The sequence below is a fragment of the Pseudoalteromonas rubra genome (assembly GCF_001482385.1).
Classification (GTDB): domain Bacteria; phylum Pseudomonadota; class Gammaproteobacteria; order Enterobacterales; family Alteromonadaceae; genus Pseudoalteromonas; species Pseudoalteromonas ardens.
Genome location: NZ_CP013611.1, coordinates 3,218,062 through 3,233,035, shown reverse-complemented (window position 1 = coordinate 3,233,035; position 14,974 = coordinate 3,218,062). Strand labels below are relative to the sequence as shown.

Genomic DNA, 14,974 nt, shown 5'->3' with positions numbered 1-14,974 from the left:
AAGAGCAGTTTTATTTGCCCGCTATATTAACACGCATCGAAACTCAGCGTATATTTAAGCTATCAAAGTCGATTATTTTTTTGCATTCGGTGCGCCGCTTAGTCGCATCATCAACAGGAGTATTTTATGACGACAATCGCCTGGTTCGGGATCCTTGTACTCGTTGCAGTGGCCGCATTTATTGCCGGTACGCAATTGACTAAAAAACGCTTTAAGCATGATGAGCTGGAGCAAAAAGCGCAAGAAGCACAGCATGCACTGGAACAGTATCGCCAGGATGTCAGCGATCATCTTGCAGACAGCAAAAAGCTGATGGCCAAACTGGAAGAAAACTACGCCCTTTTGAACCGTCACTTTGAAGACGGCAAACAGCTCCTTAGCCAGGAGAAATCTGCACCAAGCGAGCCTTTCTTCTCAAAAGAGACCACTGAGCAATTACACGCTTCATTACACATGCGAGGTGAAAAACGTCGTGCCAATGAGCAAACACACGACGCCCCGCCAAGTGATTATGTCGAAGGAGAAAGCGGTCTGTTCAAAGGAGAAGGGTCACAAAGTGAGCAATTAAAAGCTTCTTGATGAACTTTTTTTTGACCCCATAGTCAGTAGAAATAGCAATTGAATAATGGGAGATGCGCGAATGCGCGTCGCCCAACGGACTAACGCTGTTTCCAGGAGAATTCCACGACTATGAAACTGAAATTATCATTACTTACCGCAGCGCTACTTTCTTCAAGCTTATTTTTATTACCAGAAACCGGTCATGCGCGCCTGCCGGTAGCTGTTGATGGCCAACAGCTACCAACGCTGGCTCCAATGCTCGAAAAGGTCACCCCTGGGGTGGTCAGTATCCAGGTCTCTGGTGCCAAAGAAGTACGCCGACGCGTTGATCCATTTGATTTCTTTTTTGGTAACCCTGCCCCGCGCTCTCAAAAACGCCCCTTCAGTGGTCTGGGCTCCGGCGTCATCATAGATGCAGATGAAGGGTATGTGGTTACCAATAACCACGTTATCGACGAAGCAGACAATATCGTGGTCACCCTCAAAGATGGCCGGGAGTTTAAAGCTGAGCTGGTCGGTACAGACAAAGAATCAGATATTGCACTATTACAAATTGAAGGTGAGGATCTCACCGAAGTGAAGCTGGCAGACTCTGACAAGCTCAGAGTCGGTGACTTCTCCGTGGCTATCGGTAACCCGTTTGGCCTCAGCCACACTGTGACCTCAGGCATCGTCAGTGCCCTGGGCCGCAGTGGACTGAACATCGAAGGGTACGAAGACTTTATTCAGACCGATGCCGCCATTAACCAGGGCAACTCAGGTGGTGCACTGGTTAATTTGCGCGGAGAACTCATTGGTATTAATACCGCGATCCTGGGTGCCTCAGGCGGGAATGTCGGCATTGGCTTTGCTATCCCCTCAAATATGATGAAAAACCTGGTCGACCAAATTATTGAATATGGCCAGGTACGTCGCGGCTCGCTGGGGATCCGAGGCCGTACATTGGACGCAGGCCTGGCCAAAGCACAGGGCTTTGATGTCAAACAAGGTGCCTTTGTTCAGGAGGTCGTTAAAGACTCCGCCGCAGATGAGGCAGGCATTAAAGCCAATGACGTGATCATCGCCCTTAATGGCGACAAGATTGAGAGCTTTGAAGAGCTGCGCGGTAAGATTGCGACCCTCGGCGAAGGTAAAAAAGTTAAGATTGACGTCTATCGTGATGGCGATACTCGGACGCTTAAGGTTGAATTAAAAGGTCAGAGTGAACAACGCGCCGAAGCCGACCGTATTCACCCGAGCCTGCAAGGCGCCGTGCTGGAAAGCGGTGAACGTAACGGTAATCAAGGCATCGTCGTTGTCTCCGTTGAAGAGCGCTCACCTGCCGCCAGAGTGGGCCTGCAAGAAGGCGATGTGATTATGCAGGTCAACCGCCAACGTGTTGCCTCTGTGCGGGACATGAAACGCCTGATAGACGACATTCAGGGCAATATTGTACTGGGTATTAAACGTGGACGCGATTCAGTCTTTTACCTTATTCAGTAATGAACTAACGCCACCCCATTCACTATAGTTACGAAAACACAGCGACACTTGTCGCTGTGTTTTTATTTGTTCAGCGCAGTAAACAAACCACCTTAAGCGAACAAAAAGCGCAGCGAGAGCTTCTGTGAAATTTTCTACTCTTTTGTTCTGATGAATAATTTTTTATACATAGTATGATCAGCTTAGCGCTCCAATCAGCTATGTATTAATGCAGATTGCTGTTAATTATGCCATTATTACCCTCTACACAGATAACTAGATAAAAAATAACCGTGTTCAAATTACTCAAGCTTATTCTGCCTCCAGTCTTTGTCGGATTAGGTCTGGCATTGATTATCATCTGGTTCACGCCCGACTTGCGCCAGAATGCCCTGCGCCTTGACCTCAACGGCCATTACACAGCGCAGCACATGAGCTTTGCATCCGGTGTGAATCGCGCAGCCCCAGCCGTGGTATCGATTTTTTCTGAGAGCTTCAGTAATCAACCGAGATTCAAACGACAAAATACCGTCCAGGAACTCGGCTCTGGTGTGATCATGAGCCGTGAAGGCTATATCCTGACTAACTATCACGTTGTTAATAACGCCGATCAGATCATTGTGTTGCTGCCGGATGGCCGTTTATTCAATGAAGTGCAACTGGTGGGGTATGACACCATTACGGATCTCGCGCTGTTAAAAATCAAGGCAGAGCACCTGCCCGTTATCCCGGTTGACGATGCCTTTACCCCGCAAGTCGGAGATGTCGTGCTGGCCATAGGTAACCCGTTAAACCTGGGACAAACCATCACTCAGGGGATCATCAGTGCTACCGGCAAGCAAACCCTCACTGACAGCCAGTACAACAGCCTGCTGCAAATGGATGCAGCGGTAAACATGGGCAACTCGGGTGGCGCACTGGTCAATTCCAACGGCGATCTGGTCGGGATCACATCTGCACAATTCAGAGCCCGATACAATATCGATATCCAGGGCATTTCGTTTGCCGTACCTTACTCACTGGCCAAAGATGTGATGGCTAAACTGATCAAAGATGGCCGGGTGATCCGTGGCTACCTCGGCTTCAGAGGCACACCAGTCGACAATACAGGTCAGGAGGTAACGAATGTCTACACCACCATTGTGGGTTTACGGATCAGCGACTTGGACCCGCTGGGCCCTGCCTGGCAAGCCGGTATGAAAGAAAATGACATAGTTACAAAAGTGGCAGGTGAGCCAGTTAAAAATCCGCAGCAGACTTTGCGTAAGATAGGTAACACAGCACCAGGCACACAACTGGAGTTTGAGGTGTATCGGGGCAATCATCACCTCACCTTTATGGTAGAAGTAGCTGAACTGGAAACCCCGATTTATTAACGCCTTAAACGAATTCAAAGCAACAAAAAAGCGAGCATTGCTCGCTTTTTTTATCATACCTGTTCAGCCTAATTATGGCGTCGCTTTATCTTAGCACCCAGCTGACTAAGTTTATCCTCAATGCGCTGATAACCCCGGTCAACATGATAAATACGGTCAACCACAGTTTCACCTTCAGCCACGATCCCAGTTAAGATCAAACTGGCCGATGCCCGCAGATCGGTCGCCATCACCTGTGCACCAGACAGAAATGCCGTTTCACCACAATACGCAGTGTTACCTTCAAGTCGAATATTTGCTCCCATACGTTGCAGTTCAGGGACATGCATAAAGCGATTTTCAAAGATGGTTTCAGTGATGGTTGCACTGCCATTCGCGACCACATTCAGCGCGGTAAACTGTGCCTGCATATCGGTTGGAAAACCCGGGTGTGGCATCGTTTTGATATTCACCCCCTGCAATTCCCGATCACGCATACTGACAAAAATGCTGTCTTGCGAGACTTCAACCAGTGCATTTGCGTCGCGCAGTTTATCCAGCACAGGTTCCAAGCTGTGGTAGTCTGTATTTTTACACAGCACTTCACCGTGACTCATCGCCGCTGCCACCAAGAAGGTGCCAGTTTCGATCCGGTCCGGGAGGATCTTGTGTTCACACCCTTGCAGGGCTTCTACCCCTTCGATTTCGATACGACTTGTACCAGCTCCGGATATCTTGGCCCCCATGGCAACCAGGCACTCAGCCAAATTGACAATTTCAGGCTCGCGCGCGGCATTTTCCAGCACCGTTTTGCCCTCGGCCAATGTTGCTGCCATTAAGAGATTTTCAGTCGCACCAACTGACACGGTTTCCATGAAGACTTCGGCACCATGCAAACGCTCACCTTGTGCGATGTGTGCATTGATATAACCATTCTCAACACGAATGGTCGCGCCCATTTTTTCCAGGCCGGCAATGTGCAGATCCACGGGTCGTGCCCCAATGGCACACCCCCCCGGTAATGACACCTGCGCTTTACCAAACCGTGCAAGGAGTGGCCCTAGCGCCAGCACGGATGCCCGCATCTGCTTAACGAGTTCATAAGGTGCCAGTACTTTATCGACCTTAGCACCATCAATTTCCAACAACTGACCGCGCCAGTTCACCTCAGCCCCTAAGGTGCGCAGTAAGGCTTCTGTAGTCCCTATATCCCTGAGTCTGGGTACATTACTGAATGTGCTTTTTCCATCGGCCAGAATCGCCGCAAACAGAATTGGCAGGGCTGCATTTTTAGCCCCGGAAATAGTGACTTCACCGTTTAAAGTGGTGCCACCTTGGATAACAAACTGATCCATTGTGGCTCCAGATTATTGAGGTAAGATAAATTTGCGCTCGCGTTGCCACTCAGTTGGCGTAAAGGCTTTAATGCTGACGGCATGAATAGTGCCATCTTTAATCACTTCCATCAGAGGGGCATAGACCATTTGTTCGCGCTTAACCCGGCGCAAATCTTCAAAGCAACCGCCAACCGCGATAACTTCATAATGACTGCCTTCTGATTTAACTTTGACTTCGTCAAGTTCCAGCGCTTCTTGTAGTAAAGCTTCGACTTGGTTTGTTTCCATTGGACTCACTCAAATAGGTTGCTGACCTGTCCCAGCGCCATCAGATTTTGTAGCTGGTCAGGCACGTTTTTTAACTCAAGACGCACGTCTTGCTGTTTTAATTTGCCTAAAGAGTGAATTAACCAAGCTAAGCCCGCGGTGTCAACCCTGGATACCTCAGAAAGGTCAAAATACAGGACTGACTGCGCATTTTCTAACAACTGGTTAAGAAGCGATTCATTTGTCAGGCTATCTCGAGTGAGTTCACCGATCACCGCGACTGTGTCAGCCGCGGGTTTATTAAATTGCAAATTAGGCATTGCCGTCGTCACCTCGAAACTGCACAGGCAGTTTGCTTTTCTTGTCCAGTAACTCAATCACACGCTCAATGCCCTGCTGGCGTAGAATGCCATGCAGTTCAGATTGCTTTGCATCAAGCAGGCTGATCCCTTCTGCCATCATGTCAAAGGCACGCCATTCGCCATTACTGTCGCGACGCACTTTAAAATCAATTTTAATATCCGGTTTTCCCGCTTCAATTATCTTGGTTTTAACTATGGCGATTTTGTCACTATCAGCATCGCGAGCAGGTTCAAACTCAACCTTCTGATCTGTGTACTGAGTAAACACCCCTGCATAGGTCGCAACCAGATAAGATTTAAACACGTCGATAAACGTACGAATGTGCTCGATTGCCTGACGTTTCTCTTCTTTGTCCTCAATATTGCGGACTTTTTGAATGTGGCTGCCCAGTACGCGATAAGCGGCGTATTTGTAGTCGATATAAGGCAGTAGCTCTTCTTCCACAATCACGCGCAGGTGCTCTTTATCCAACTCAATCTTATCCTGATCTTTGGTCACGCGCTTAAAGGTATTGTCTGCAACTTGTTGCACCATAGTGTAAGGGTTGGTCATATCTACCTCACTGGCAGATACTGTGCAGGCAAGTCCAATTAGAAAAATACTTGCGAAGAAACCCAAAACTTTCGCCATCATGGTCATTACTCACTACTTTGATTAAACAAGAATTGGCCAATCAGTTCTTCCAGAACCAATGCCGATTTGGTGTCCGTGATCATGTCACCATTTTTCAGTGCGGCACTTTCAACGCCAAACAAATCGCCCAGGTCGAGCTCATCATTGCTTACCACTTCTTCACCCAGGCAAGTCTGTTTAGCAGATTGAGATGCAATCACCGGAGAAATCCCCAGATACTGCTCACCCAAAATGCCTGACGTCAGGATCGACACTGATGTGGTATCCGAAAACTGACATTCATAATGGCTATCAATGCTCATGTTTACGACCGGTACAAATTCTTGCGGGTGGATGCTGATCCCCTCGACACGACCTATCACCACACCGCCGACTTTGATTGGCGCACGCGTTTTAAGCGAGCCGATGTTGTCAAATTTAGCCTGTAAAGTATAGGTTTCACCATTACCGCTGATCCCTGCATTGGCCACTTTTAGTGCCAGCATTACAAAGGCGGCCACGCCCAAAGCCACGAACAGGCCGACCAGTATTTCTATTTTCCGTGTATTCATGTTTCTACAAACCCTTAACTTGAAAACATCACTGCTGTCAGAACAAAATCGAAGCCCAGAACAGCAAGAGAAGAATGAACCACCGTTTCTGTGGTGGCTTTACTGATCCCCTCGGAAGTTGGGATACAGTCATACCCTTTGTATAGCGCAATCCAGGTCACGATGAGCGCAAATACAAAACTTTTAATCAGACCATTGACAATATCCTGCTCAAAAGACACCTGAGATTGCATAATGGACCAGAAGCTACCTGAATCGACCCCAAGCCAGTCAACACCAACCAGGTGTGCGCCGAGAATCGCAATAGCTGAGAAAATCAAGGCTAACAGCGGCATACTGATAAAACCTGCCCAAAAACGGGGAGAAATCACGCGTTTCAGTGGGTCAATGGCCATCATTTCCAAACTGGAAAGTTGCTCAGTGGCCTTCATCAGACCAATCTCCGCTGTCAATGCACTGCCCGCCCGCCCGGCAAACAATAATGCAGTGACCACAGGTCCCAGTTCACGTAACAAACTCAGTGCCACCAGTGGCCCCAGGCTGTCTTCTGCCCCATATTCGACTAGTACAGTGTAGCCCTGTAACGCCAGTACCATGCCGATAAACAGGCCTGATACCATAATAATAAGCAACGACTGATGGCCCACCATGTACAGTTGACGGATCAGTAAAGGGCCACCTTTTCTGAAATTGGGCATGCTGCACAAAGCCCCCAATAACATGCGAGTTGCCCGGCCCAGCGACGCAAAGCGGCTCAGTGTTTTGTGACCTAACTTCTGCAAAAAATCCATCAATGGCTTCCTCCTGCCAGTAACTCATCCTCATACGGTGCGGCATCAAAATGGAACGGCACCGGCCCGTCGGAGTGGCCTTGCAGGAACTGCTGTACCAGTGGCGAGTCATGCGCCAACATTTGTTCAGGAGTACCACTACCAATCACGCCTTGTTCAGCGATGATCACGACATGATCGGCAATACTGAGTACTTCAGTTACATCGTGGGTGACGATTAAAGACGACAAACCCAGTACTTCATTGAGTGATTTAATCAGACGTACCAGTACGCCCATCGATATCGGATCTTGCCCTGCAAACGGCTCGTCATACATGATCAACTCAGGGTCAAGCGCAATGGCTCTGGCCAAAGCGGCACGCCGAGCCATGCCACCCGATAACTCAGATGGCATAAGATCGCGCGCACCACGCAAACCAACCGCCTGTAATTTCATCAGTACCACAAGACGAATTAATTCTTCACTGAGCTTAGTGTGCTCTCTTAGCGGGAAAGCAATGTTGTCAAATACAGACATGTCCGTGAACAAGGCACCACTTTGAAACAGCATGCTCATTCGCTTACGCGCCTGATACAGTGTCTGGCGGGACATAGATGGAATACTGTCACCAGAGAAGAGGATTTCCCCGCTATCGGGCTTAAGCTGACCACCGATCAGTCTTAGCATAGTGGTTTTACCAATACCACTGGGCCCCATAATGGCCGTAATTTTCCCTTTAGGGACGGAGAAACTCATATTTTTGTAGATTGTCCTTTCACCACGAGAAAAGGTCAAATCCCTGACTTCAACTATTGACTGCGTCAAGTCGCTCTCCACATCATACTTTTTTCAATTGTGGAATAATACGTTGTTTTGCTGTGAGATGGAAAACCCTTAATGGTAAAATTTTGTAATTGATTCGCCATATTTGTTGTGCGAAATGGGCGCCTCTCGGGGTTTTGTCCGCTCGCAAAAGCGATGACTTTATTTATACATTTGATGAGCGATTTGATACTATCTGCGCCATTGAATTTAGTAACTTGGCTTAGACTTCATGGTTTTATCGTTTGTCATACTCATTCTTGGATTCATTGCCCTGGTATGGAGTGCCGATCGCTTCGTATATGGCGCTGCGGCGCTGGCCAAAAACCTCGGGGTACCAACGTTAATTGTGGGTTTGACTATCGTTGCAATGGGCTCCTCAGCACCTGAAATGATGGTCGCTGCGCAAGCTGCACTGGTTGACAAAACTGACACCGCTGTTGGTAATGCTGTTGGCTCCAACATCGCCAATATCCTCATGGTACTTGGTATCACTGCATTATTGCGCCCACTAGCGGTTGGCTCTGGCATTTTAAAGCGTGAAATGCCGCTGTTGGTGGTCGTGTCACTGGGCGCGTGGTTGATCATCAGTGATAACCAGTTTAGCGCGCTGGAAGGCTGGCTGCTGTTAATTGGCTTCTGCGTGTTTATCGGTGGCCTAATCTATATCTCAAAAACAGGTAAAGCCGACGAGGACGATCCGCTTATTTCAGAAGCATGTGATGAAGTCCCTAGTGATGTGCCCATGAGTAAAGCCATATTCTGGCTGGTTGTAGGGATGATTTTATTGCCCGTGAGTGCCGACTACCTGGTCGACGCAGCCGTCGACATTGCAAAATACTTTGGCATGAGCGACCTGCTGATCGGCCTGACGATTATCGCCATTGGAACCAGTTTACCAGAGCTGGCCGCCTGTGTGGCCGGCGTGCTCAAAAATGAAGACGACCTGGTACTGGGTAATATTATTGGTTCAAACATCTTTAATATTCTGGCGGTGTTATCTATTGCGGGGATCCTGAATCCGGCAACACTGGACAGCAATATTGCAAACCGGGATATCTATGTCATGCTCGGTGCAACAGCCGCGCTGGTGCTGATGAGTCTCAGCCTCAAAGGGCACCGTCAAATTAACCGTGTTGAAGGCGGGCTACTCCTTGGTGCATTCTGTGGTTATATGTACTTTATTATTTAAGGGTTCAGCATGAGCACGCACAATTTTATTGATTCAGCCAAACAGGTACTAGAAATCGAACAACAAGCGATTGTCGAAATTGCCCAGTATGTTGATGCACGATTTTCTGCTGCCTGTGAACTCATGTTGCAATGCCGTGGTCGAATCATAGTGATCGGCATGGGTAAGTCAGGTCATATTGGCAATAAAATAGCGGCGACACTGGCCAGCACGGGCACACCAGCATTTTTTGTTCACCCTGGTGAAGCGAGTCATGGTGATTTAGGCATGATCACAGCTGATGATGTAGTATTGCTGATCTCTAACTCAGGTGAGACGCACGAAGTATTGGCCATCGTGCCGGTAATCAAACGCATTGGCGCACAAATCATCAGCATGACCGGTAATCCCGAGTCCAACATGGCAAAGCTGGCGGATATTCATTTGTGCATTAAAGTCTCCAAAGAAGCCTGCCCGTTAGGGCTTGCACCAACGGCCAGCACCACGGCCACTCTGGTCATGGGAGACGCCTTAGCTGTGGCACTGCTCGAAGCCCGCGGCTTCACGGCAGATGATTTTGCCTTGTCCCATCCTGGAGGCAGCCTGGGTAAGCGTCTGTTGCTGACACTGGCGGATGTAATGCATTCGGGCAATGCGGTGCCTGTTGTATCGCAAGGCTGCACGGTAACCGATGCCTTATTTGAGATGTCAGGCAAAGGCCTGGGCATGACCACCATCGTCGATGCACAGGGGCAGTTACAGGGCTTGTTCACAGATGGCGATTTACGCCGTATTATCGAGCAAAGACTGGATTTACACAGTACCCCGATAGACTCGGTCATGACAAAGCACTGTACTACAGCGACACAAGATATGTTGGCTGCTGAAGCGTTGCATATCATGGAGAAAAAACGTATTAATGGCCTGGTTGTCATTGATGAGCAAAATTGCCCAATCGGCGCGTTAAATATGCAGGATTTGCTGCGAGCAGGAGTATTATAAATGCTGTTTTCCGACCTATATCAACCCATCGACGATACCGTTGTACAAAAAGCGCAGGCGATTAAGCTGCTGATCTGCGACATCGATGGGGTATTTTCTGATGGCCGCATCTATTTGGGCAACCAGGGAGAGGAGCTAAAAGCATTTAATACCAAAGATGGTTTCGGCATTAAAGCCCTGATCAATGGCGGCGTTGAAGTGGCTGTGATCACGGGACGTCATTCACACATTGTTCAGCAGCGTATGACTAGCCTTAACGTTAAGCACATCTATCAGGGTATGGAAGACAAGTTGCAAGGCTATGCTGAGTTGAAAGACAAATTACAGCTGGCGGATCACGAGATTGCCTATATTGGCGATGATGCACCCGACTTACCTGTGATGCTCAAAGTCGGTCTGTCTGTGGCCGTGCAAGACGCTCACCCTATGGTAGTCCGCGCAGCCGATTACAAAACGCTGTTACCCGGCGGGTTTGGTGCTGTTCGAGAGCTGACTGACTTACTGTTGCTCTGCCAAGGCAAATCATTGGGTTATGAAGGCAGTAGCGTATGACCGTACTTCGCGCCTTATTGCTCGTTGTATTCAGCCTCACCATGTTATGGCTGTGGTATCCCTATTTAACACAATCGAGCCAGGTCGCGCCGCGCTCAGAAGAAGTGTTGGCCAAGCCAGATTATGTCGCTATCGATCTGAAGCAAACCAATTACGCAGAAAATGGACAGCTCAGTTATCAGATTACCGCAGACAGAATGGAACTCTATCAGGAGCTGGGGTTTAGCCACTTTACTGCGCCTATCTTTACACTGCACAACGATCAACAAAACTGGCAACTCAAAGCCAATGAAGCCACCTTATATGGTAACAATACCCTGATCTTGGAGGGTAAAGTACAAGCAACAAACCTGACGGCCGATGCCATGATAAAGCACATCAACGCCGATCACGTGCAAGTCGATATTAACGAAAAGCACATGCGCTCTGAACACCCGGTAGAAATTACCGGCCCAAACTTAACGATTTCAGGGAAAGGCTTAGTGGCCGATCTCAACACAGAAATCATTGAACTCATCAACCACACTGAAACAATTTATTATGAGCAATAAATTAACCTGTTCCCTGATCTTACTGTGCACTTTAAGTGCATTTCATCCTGCAGCTTATGCAGAAAATACAGCGGCTGATCAGGTCATTATCAGTTCGGGCACACAGCTGGCCCAGTTGCAAACCAATATTGGCGTGTTCGAAGAAAACGTCGAAATCATTCACGGTGACCGAAAAATTCTGGCCGATCGCCTCGAAGTACACCGCCGGGAAGAGCTGGGTAAAAATAAGCAACTGCTGGTTGCAACAGGCAGTCCGGCCATATTTCAGGAACACCAAGCGGATGGTACGTTATTGAAGGCCAGCGCCAAAGAAGTGCGCTATGATGTCGCAAATCGCATGCTCACCATCAAAGGCGGTGCTGAGATCAGTCAGGCAGGACAAAAAATCAGCGCGCAAACCATCGTTTATGATATGGAAAAGAAGCTGATCAGCGCACAGCGCGGGGAACAAGAGCAGAACCGCGTGAGAACCATTCTGTTACCTGAAAAAGAGAACCCCCAACAACCACAAGAGAAGGGTAATCCGTGAGTAAATTAACCGCCACCGCACTGGCCAAAAGTTATAAGGGCAGACAGGTTGTTAAAAACGTTGAGTTAAGTGTTGAAGCTGGCAGTATTGTTGGCCTCCTTGGCCCGAATGGCGCAGGTAAAACCACCACTTTTTATATGATTGTCGGCTTGGTGCCCAGCGATAAGGGCAGCATACACATTGACGAACAAGACATTACCTTATTACCAATGCACAGCCGGGCAAGACTTGGTATTGGTTACCTGCCACAAGAGTCCTCTATTTTTCGCAAGCTGACCGTCTATCAGAACCTGATGGCCATTTTAGAAACCCGTAAAGAGCTGAATAAAGAACAACGAGAAGTCATCCTCAATGAACTGTTAGATGAGTTTAATATCCAGCATATTCGCGACAGCCAAGGTATGGCTCTATCGGGCGGTGAACGACGCCGGGTAGAAATTGCCCGTGCCCTTGCGGCTGATCCAAAATTTATCTTATTAGATGAGCCTTTCGCTGGCGTTGATCCCATTTCAGTGTTAGATATAAAGAAAATTATAGAGCACCTGAAAAACCGTGGGATAGGCGTACTGATCACCGACCACAACGTGCGTGAAACGCTGGACGTCTGTGAGAAAGCTTATATAGTGTCACATGGTGAACTGATAGCAGCAGGCACCCCGGAACATGTTCTGGCCGATCAAACTGTGCGGGATGTCTACCTAGGTGAGCAATTCAGGCTATAGTTATAAAATTAGAAGTAAATAACAAAAAGGATTGTTAGAGATACATGAGGCAATCGCTACAGCTGCGCATGGGGCAGCAACTGACAATGACACCACAACTGCAGCAGGCTATTCGTCTGTTACAGTTGAGTACGCTAGATCTCCAACAAGAAATCCAAGAAGCGCTTGATAGCAACCCTTTGTTGGAAGTGGAAGAAGGTGAGTCTGAATCACAAGACAATGAAACTCAGTCCAAGTCGGATTCCGATTTGGAACAACCTACAACGAGTGACAACGACAGCTATGAAGAGGCGGCTGTCAGCGACTACGAACAAGACAGCGATGCTGCACTGAACAAAGACACCGTCAGCGACGATTTGGCAATGGACGTAACCTGGGACGAGTACATCAGTGCAGCCCCGGCAAGCAGTTCAGGCCCAATGCCGGAAGACGAAACCATTTACCAGGGTAAAACCACTGAAACATTGCAAGAGTACCTGATGTGGCAGCTGGAACTGACGCCTTTTAGTCCAACAGACAGAGCCATTGCCCTTGCAATTGTAGAAGCGGTTGACGATGCAGGCCTATTGACCATCAGCTGTGAAGACATCGTCGAAAGCATAAATCAAGACAACGATGAAGAGCCGATTGAGCAGGATGAAGTAGAAGCCGTACTGAAACGGATCCAATTATTTGATCCTGTAGGGATTGCGGCACGCAGCCTGCAAGAATGCCTGTGCATTCAGCTCAACCAGTTTGACCCAAACACCCCCTGGCTTGCACAGACCAAAGAAATCCTGACTGAGCACATCGAGCTGTTAGCCAGCCGGGATTACCGCACTTTGATGAAAAAAACCAAACTCAAAGAAGCGGATCTGAAAGAAGTAATGACCCTGATCCACGGCCTAAACCCAAAGCCCGCCGCCAGCATAGTGCAGGAAGAAGCTGACTATGTGATCCCGGATGTGTCGGTTAAAAAAGTGAAAGGCCGCTGGGTTGTTGAACTCAATCCCGATTCAATGCCAAAAATTAGAGTGAATGACCACTACGCTGCGATGTCCCGTTCAGTCAAGTCGAGCACAGACAGTCAGTTTATTCGTTCACACCTGCAAGAGGCAAAATGGTTCATCAAGAGCCTGGAAAGCCGCAATGAAACTTTATTAAAAGTTACTAATTGCATTGTGCAACAACAACAGGCATTCTTTGAACATGGCCCCGAGGCAATGAAGCCGATGGTACTGAATGATGTGGCCGAAATGGTCGACATGCATGAGTCCACGATTTCACGTGTAACAACGCAAAAGTATATGCACACGCCACGCGGTATCTATGAGTTGAAGTATTTCTTCTCAAGCCATGTCAGCACTGAAAACGGAGGAGAATGCTCTTCGACTGCAATCAGAGCATTGATCAAAAAGCTAATTGCCGCGGAAAACACTGCTAAGCCATTGAGTGACAGCAAGATTGCGGATGTATTGGCAGATCAAGGGATCAAAGTGGCTAGACGTACAATTGCCAAATACCGAGAGTCTTTGGCTATCCCACCGTCCAATCAGCGTAAAAGCCTGATTTAGACGTAACTACAGAAGGAAAATGCTTATGCAACTAAATTTAACTGGTCGACATGTAGAAATCACCGATTCGTTAAGAGACTATGTAACAAACAAGTTTGCGAAGCTAGAAAGGCACTTTGATCACATCAATAATGTGCATGTTATCCTAGATGTCGAAAAGCTCATCCAAAAAGCAGAAGCCACATTACATGTGAACGGGGGAGAAATTTTTGCCTCAACCGAACACCGGGATATGTATGCCGCAATAGACGGACTTATCGATAAGCTTGATCGCCAGGTGATCAAGCACAAAGAGAAGCTAACTCGACACTAATCATGAAACTAAGCTCATTGATTTCACAGGACTGCAGCAAAGCTGCGGTCCTTTTTAATAGTAAGAAACGTATTTTAGAGTACATCAGTGAGTTGGCTCACAGCCAGCTTCCAGACAGTAATGCCCATGATATCCTTGATGCACTATTGAGCCGCGAAAAACTCGGGAGTACGGGGATAGGAAAAGGGATCGCACTGCCCCATGGCCGCATGTCAGGCATAGATAAAGTGGTTGCTATGCTGCTTGTTAATCAGCAAGGCATTGCCTTTGATGCCATTGACAATCAACCCGTCGACATTTTTGTGGCACTCATCGTACCCGAGGGAGAAAATCAACAACATTTGCAGACCTTAGCAACGATCGCTGATAAACTTAAGAACAAGGTGTTTTGTAAACGTATCAGACAAGCTCACAATGATCAGGAGTTATTCTCGATAATTGAAGAGTTTGACAACTAAC

Annotated in this window: 19 protein-coding genes; 12 read left to right on the top strand and 7 right to left on the bottom strand. The window is 48.0% G+C overall.

Annotation, left to right across the window (positions count from 1 at the left end):
• Positions 1 to 126: 126 nt before the first annotated feature.
• From AT705_RS14105 to AT705_RS14095, 3 genes are all read left to right on the top strand, one after another.
• The gene (locus AT705_RS14105) at positions 127 to 579 is read left to right on the top strand and encodes a YhcB family protein (RefSeq protein ID WP_058797053.1); all 453 of its coding nucleotides are present in this window, start codon (positions 127 to 129) and stop codon (positions 577 to 579) included.
• A gap of 111 nt (positions 580 to 690) precedes the next feature.
• Complete coding sequence (locus tag AT705_RS14100; protein WP_010386607.1) at positions 691 to 2,043, top strand: DegQ family serine endoprotease; 1,353 nt, start codon at positions 691 to 693, stop codon at positions 2,041 to 2,043.
• Between the two features lie 272 nt (positions 2,044 to 2,315).
• Positions 2,316 to 3,398, top strand: coding sequence for a trypsin-like peptidase domain-containing protein (locus tag AT705_RS14095; protein WP_058797052.1), 1,083 nt, complete (start codon positions 2,316 to 2,318; stop codon positions 3,396 to 3,398).
• A 68-nt stretch (positions 3,399 to 3,466) separates the two neighbouring features.
• Here the strand turns inward: AT705_RS14095 and murA are convergent, their stop codons facing one another.
• The 7 genes from murA to AT705_RS14060 are packed head-to-tail and all read right to left on the bottom strand — an operon-like array spanning position 3,467 to position 8,125.
• Positions 3,467 to 4,732 carry a UDP-N-acetylglucosamine 1-carboxyvinyltransferase gene (murA, locus tag AT705_RS14090; protein WP_058797051.1) on the bottom strand — a complete coding sequence of 422 codons (1,266 nt, stop codon included), beginning with the start codon at positions 4,730 to 4,732 and terminating at the stop codon, positions 3,467 to 3,469.
• Between the two features lie 12 nt (positions 4,733 to 4,744).
• Entirely contained in the window at positions 4,745 to 5,002 is a 258-nt protein-coding gene (locus AT705_RS14085; RefSeq protein WP_010386610.1) for a BolA family protein, read from the bottom strand.
• Between the two features lie 5 nt (positions 5,003 to 5,007).
• Positions 5,008 to 5,301 carry an STAS domain-containing protein gene (locus AT705_RS14080; protein ID WP_058797050.1) on the bottom strand — a complete coding sequence of 98 codons (294 nt, stop codon included), beginning with the start codon at positions 5,299 to 5,301 and terminating at the stop codon, positions 5,008 to 5,010.
• Positions 5,294 to 5,977, bottom strand: a complete 684-nt coding sequence (locus tag AT705_RS14075; RefSeq protein WP_208856737.1) for an MlaC/ttg2D family ABC transporter substrate-binding protein — start codon at positions 5,975 to 5,977, stop codon at positions 5,294 to 5,296. The genes AT705_RS14080 and AT705_RS14075 overlap by 8 nt, the downstream gene beginning before the upstream one ends.
• A gap of 5 nt (positions 5,978 to 5,982) precedes the next feature.
• The gene (gene mlaD / locus AT705_RS14070; RefSeq protein ID WP_058797049.1) at positions 5,983 to 6,528 is read right to left on the bottom strand and encodes an outer membrane lipid asymmetry maintenance protein MlaD; all 546 of its coding nucleotides are present in this window, start codon (positions 6,526 to 6,528) and stop codon (positions 5,983 to 5,985) included.
• 14 nt (positions 6,529 to 6,542) lie between these two features.
• Positions 6,543 to 7,322, bottom strand: a complete 780-nt coding sequence (gene mlaE, locus AT705_RS14065; protein ID WP_058797048.1) for a lipid asymmetry maintenance ABC transporter permease subunit MlaE — start codon at positions 7,320 to 7,322, stop codon at positions 6,543 to 6,545.
• The gene (locus AT705_RS14060) at positions 7,319 to 8,125 is read right to left on the bottom strand and encodes an ATP-binding cassette domain-containing protein (protein ID WP_157576792.1); all 807 of its coding nucleotides are present in this window, start codon (positions 8,123 to 8,125) and stop codon (positions 7,319 to 7,321) included. The genes mlaE and AT705_RS14060 overlap by 4 nt, the downstream gene beginning before the upstream one ends.
• A 229-nt stretch (positions 8,126 to 8,354) precedes the next feature.
• On the opposite strand from AT705_RS14060, the gene AT705_RS14055 reads away from it, so the two are divergent.
• The 9 genes from AT705_RS14055 to AT705_RS14015 are packed head-to-tail and all read left to right on the top strand — an operon-like array spanning position 8,355 to position 14,973.
• On the top strand, positions 8,355 to 9,314 hold the full coding sequence (locus AT705_RS14055; RefSeq protein ID WP_058797046.1) for a calcium/sodium antiporter: 960 nt from the start codon (positions 8,355 to 8,357) through the stop codon (positions 9,312 to 9,314).
• Positions 9,315 to 9,323: 9 nt separating this feature from the next.
• Positions 9,324 to 10,295: a KpsF/GutQ family sugar-phosphate isomerase gene (locus tag AT705_RS14050; protein ID WP_058797045.1), complete on the top strand. Its 972-nt coding sequence runs from the start codon at positions 9,324 to 9,326 to the stop codon at positions 10,293 to 10,295.
• The gene (gene kdsC, locus AT705_RS14045; RefSeq protein ID WP_058797044.1) at positions 10,296 to 10,847 is read left to right on the top strand and encodes a 3-deoxy-manno-octulosonate-8-phosphatase KdsC; all 552 of its coding nucleotides are present in this window, start codon (positions 10,296 to 10,298) and stop codon (positions 10,845 to 10,847) included.
• Positions 10,844 to 11,398, top strand: coding sequence for an LPS export ABC transporter periplasmic protein LptC (gene lptC, locus AT705_RS14040; protein WP_058797043.1), 555 nt, complete (start codon positions 10,844 to 10,846; stop codon positions 11,396 to 11,398). Before kdsC ends, lptC begins: the two co-directional genes overlap by 4 nt.
• Complete coding sequence (gene lptA / locus AT705_RS14035; RefSeq protein ID WP_058797042.1) at positions 11,388 to 11,927, top strand: lipopolysaccharide transport periplasmic protein LptA; 540 nt, start codon at positions 11,388 to 11,390, stop codon at positions 11,925 to 11,927. Before lptC ends, lptA begins: the two co-directional genes overlap by 11 nt.
• The gene (gene lptB / locus AT705_RS14030; protein WP_010386628.1) at positions 11,924 to 12,649 is read left to right on the top strand and encodes an LPS export ABC transporter ATP-binding protein; all 726 of its coding nucleotides are present in this window, start codon (positions 11,924 to 11,926) and stop codon (positions 12,647 to 12,649) included. The genes lptA and lptB overlap by 4 nt, the downstream gene beginning before the upstream one ends.
• A gap of 44 nt (positions 12,650 to 12,693) precedes the next feature.
• The gene (locus tag AT705_RS14025; protein ID WP_058797041.1) at positions 12,694 to 14,202 is read left to right on the top strand and encodes an RNA polymerase factor sigma-54; all 1,509 of its coding nucleotides are present in this window, start codon (positions 12,694 to 12,696) and stop codon (positions 14,200 to 14,202) included.
• Between the two features lie 25 nt (positions 14,203 to 14,227).
• Positions 14,228 to 14,515 (top strand): ribosome hibernation promoting factor, encoded by a 288-nt coding sequence (gene hpf, locus AT705_RS14020; RefSeq protein ID WP_010386630.1) that lies wholly within the window; start codon positions 14,228 to 14,230, stop codon positions 14,513 to 14,515.
• Between the two features lie 2 nt (positions 14,516 to 14,517).
• Positions 14,518 to 14,973, top strand: coding sequence for a PTS sugar transporter subunit IIA (locus AT705_RS14015; RefSeq protein ID WP_058797040.1), 456 nt, complete (start codon positions 14,518 to 14,520; stop codon positions 14,971 to 14,973).
• Position 14,974: the final 1 nt, after the last annotated feature.

Excerpts from the sequence above, each read along its gene's own strand:
- AT705_RS14050 (WP_058797045.1), top strand. The coding sequence starts at position 9,324 with ATGAGCACGCACAATTTTATTGATTCAGCCAAACAGGTACTAGAAATC.
- hpf (WP_010386630.1), top strand. The coding sequence starts at position 14,228 with ATGCAACTAAATTTAACTGGTCGACATGTAGAAATCACCGATTCGTTA.
- AT705_RS14055 (WP_058797046.1), top strand. The coding sequence starts at position 8,355 with ATGGTTTTATCGTTTGTCATACTCATTCTTGGATTCATTGCCCTGGTA.
- lptA (WP_058797042.1), top strand. The coding sequence starts at position 11,388 with ATGAGCAATAAATTAACCTGTTCCCTGATCTTACTGTGCACTTTAAGT.
- AT705_RS14080 (WP_058797050.1), bottom strand. The coding sequence starts at position 5,301 with ATGCCTAATTTGCAATTTAATAAACCCGCGGCTGACACAGTCGCGGTG.
- AT705_RS14105 (WP_058797053.1), top strand. The coding sequence starts at position 127 with ATGACGACAATCGCCTGGTTCGGGATCCTTGTACTCGTTGCAGTGGCC.
- AT705_RS14085 (WP_010386610.1), bottom strand. The coding sequence starts at position 5,002 with ATGGAAACAAACCAAGTCGAAGCTTTACTACAAGAAGCGCTGGAACTT.
- lptC (WP_058797043.1), top strand. The coding sequence starts at position 10,844 with ATGACCGTACTTCGCGCCTTATTGCTCGTTGTATTCAGCCTCACCATG.
- mlaD (WP_058797049.1), bottom strand. The coding sequence starts at position 6,528 with ATGAATACACGGAAAATAGAAATACTGGTCGGCCTGTTCGTGGCTTTG.
- AT705_RS14100 (WP_010386607.1), top strand. The coding sequence starts at position 691 with ATGAAACTGAAATTATCATTACTTACCGCAGCGCTACTTTCTTCAAGC.
- AT705_RS14075 (WP_208856737.1), bottom strand. The coding sequence starts at position 5,977 with ATGATGGCGAAAGTTTTGGGTTTCTTCGCAAGTATTTTTCTAATTGGA.
- murA (WP_058797051.1), bottom strand. The coding sequence starts at position 4,732 with ATGGATCAGTTTGTTATCCAAGGTGGCACCACTTTAAACGGTGAAGTC.
- AT705_RS14025 (WP_058797041.1), top strand. The coding sequence starts at position 12,694 with ATGAGGCAATCGCTACAGCTGCGCATGGGGCAGCAACTGACAATGACA.
- kdsC (WP_058797044.1), top strand. The coding sequence starts at position 10,296 with ATGCTGTTTTCCGACCTATATCAACCCATCGACGATACCGTTGTACAA.
- AT705_RS14015 (WP_058797040.1), top strand. The coding sequence starts at position 14,518 with ATGAAACTAAGCTCATTGATTTCACAGGACTGCAGCAAAGCTGCGGTC.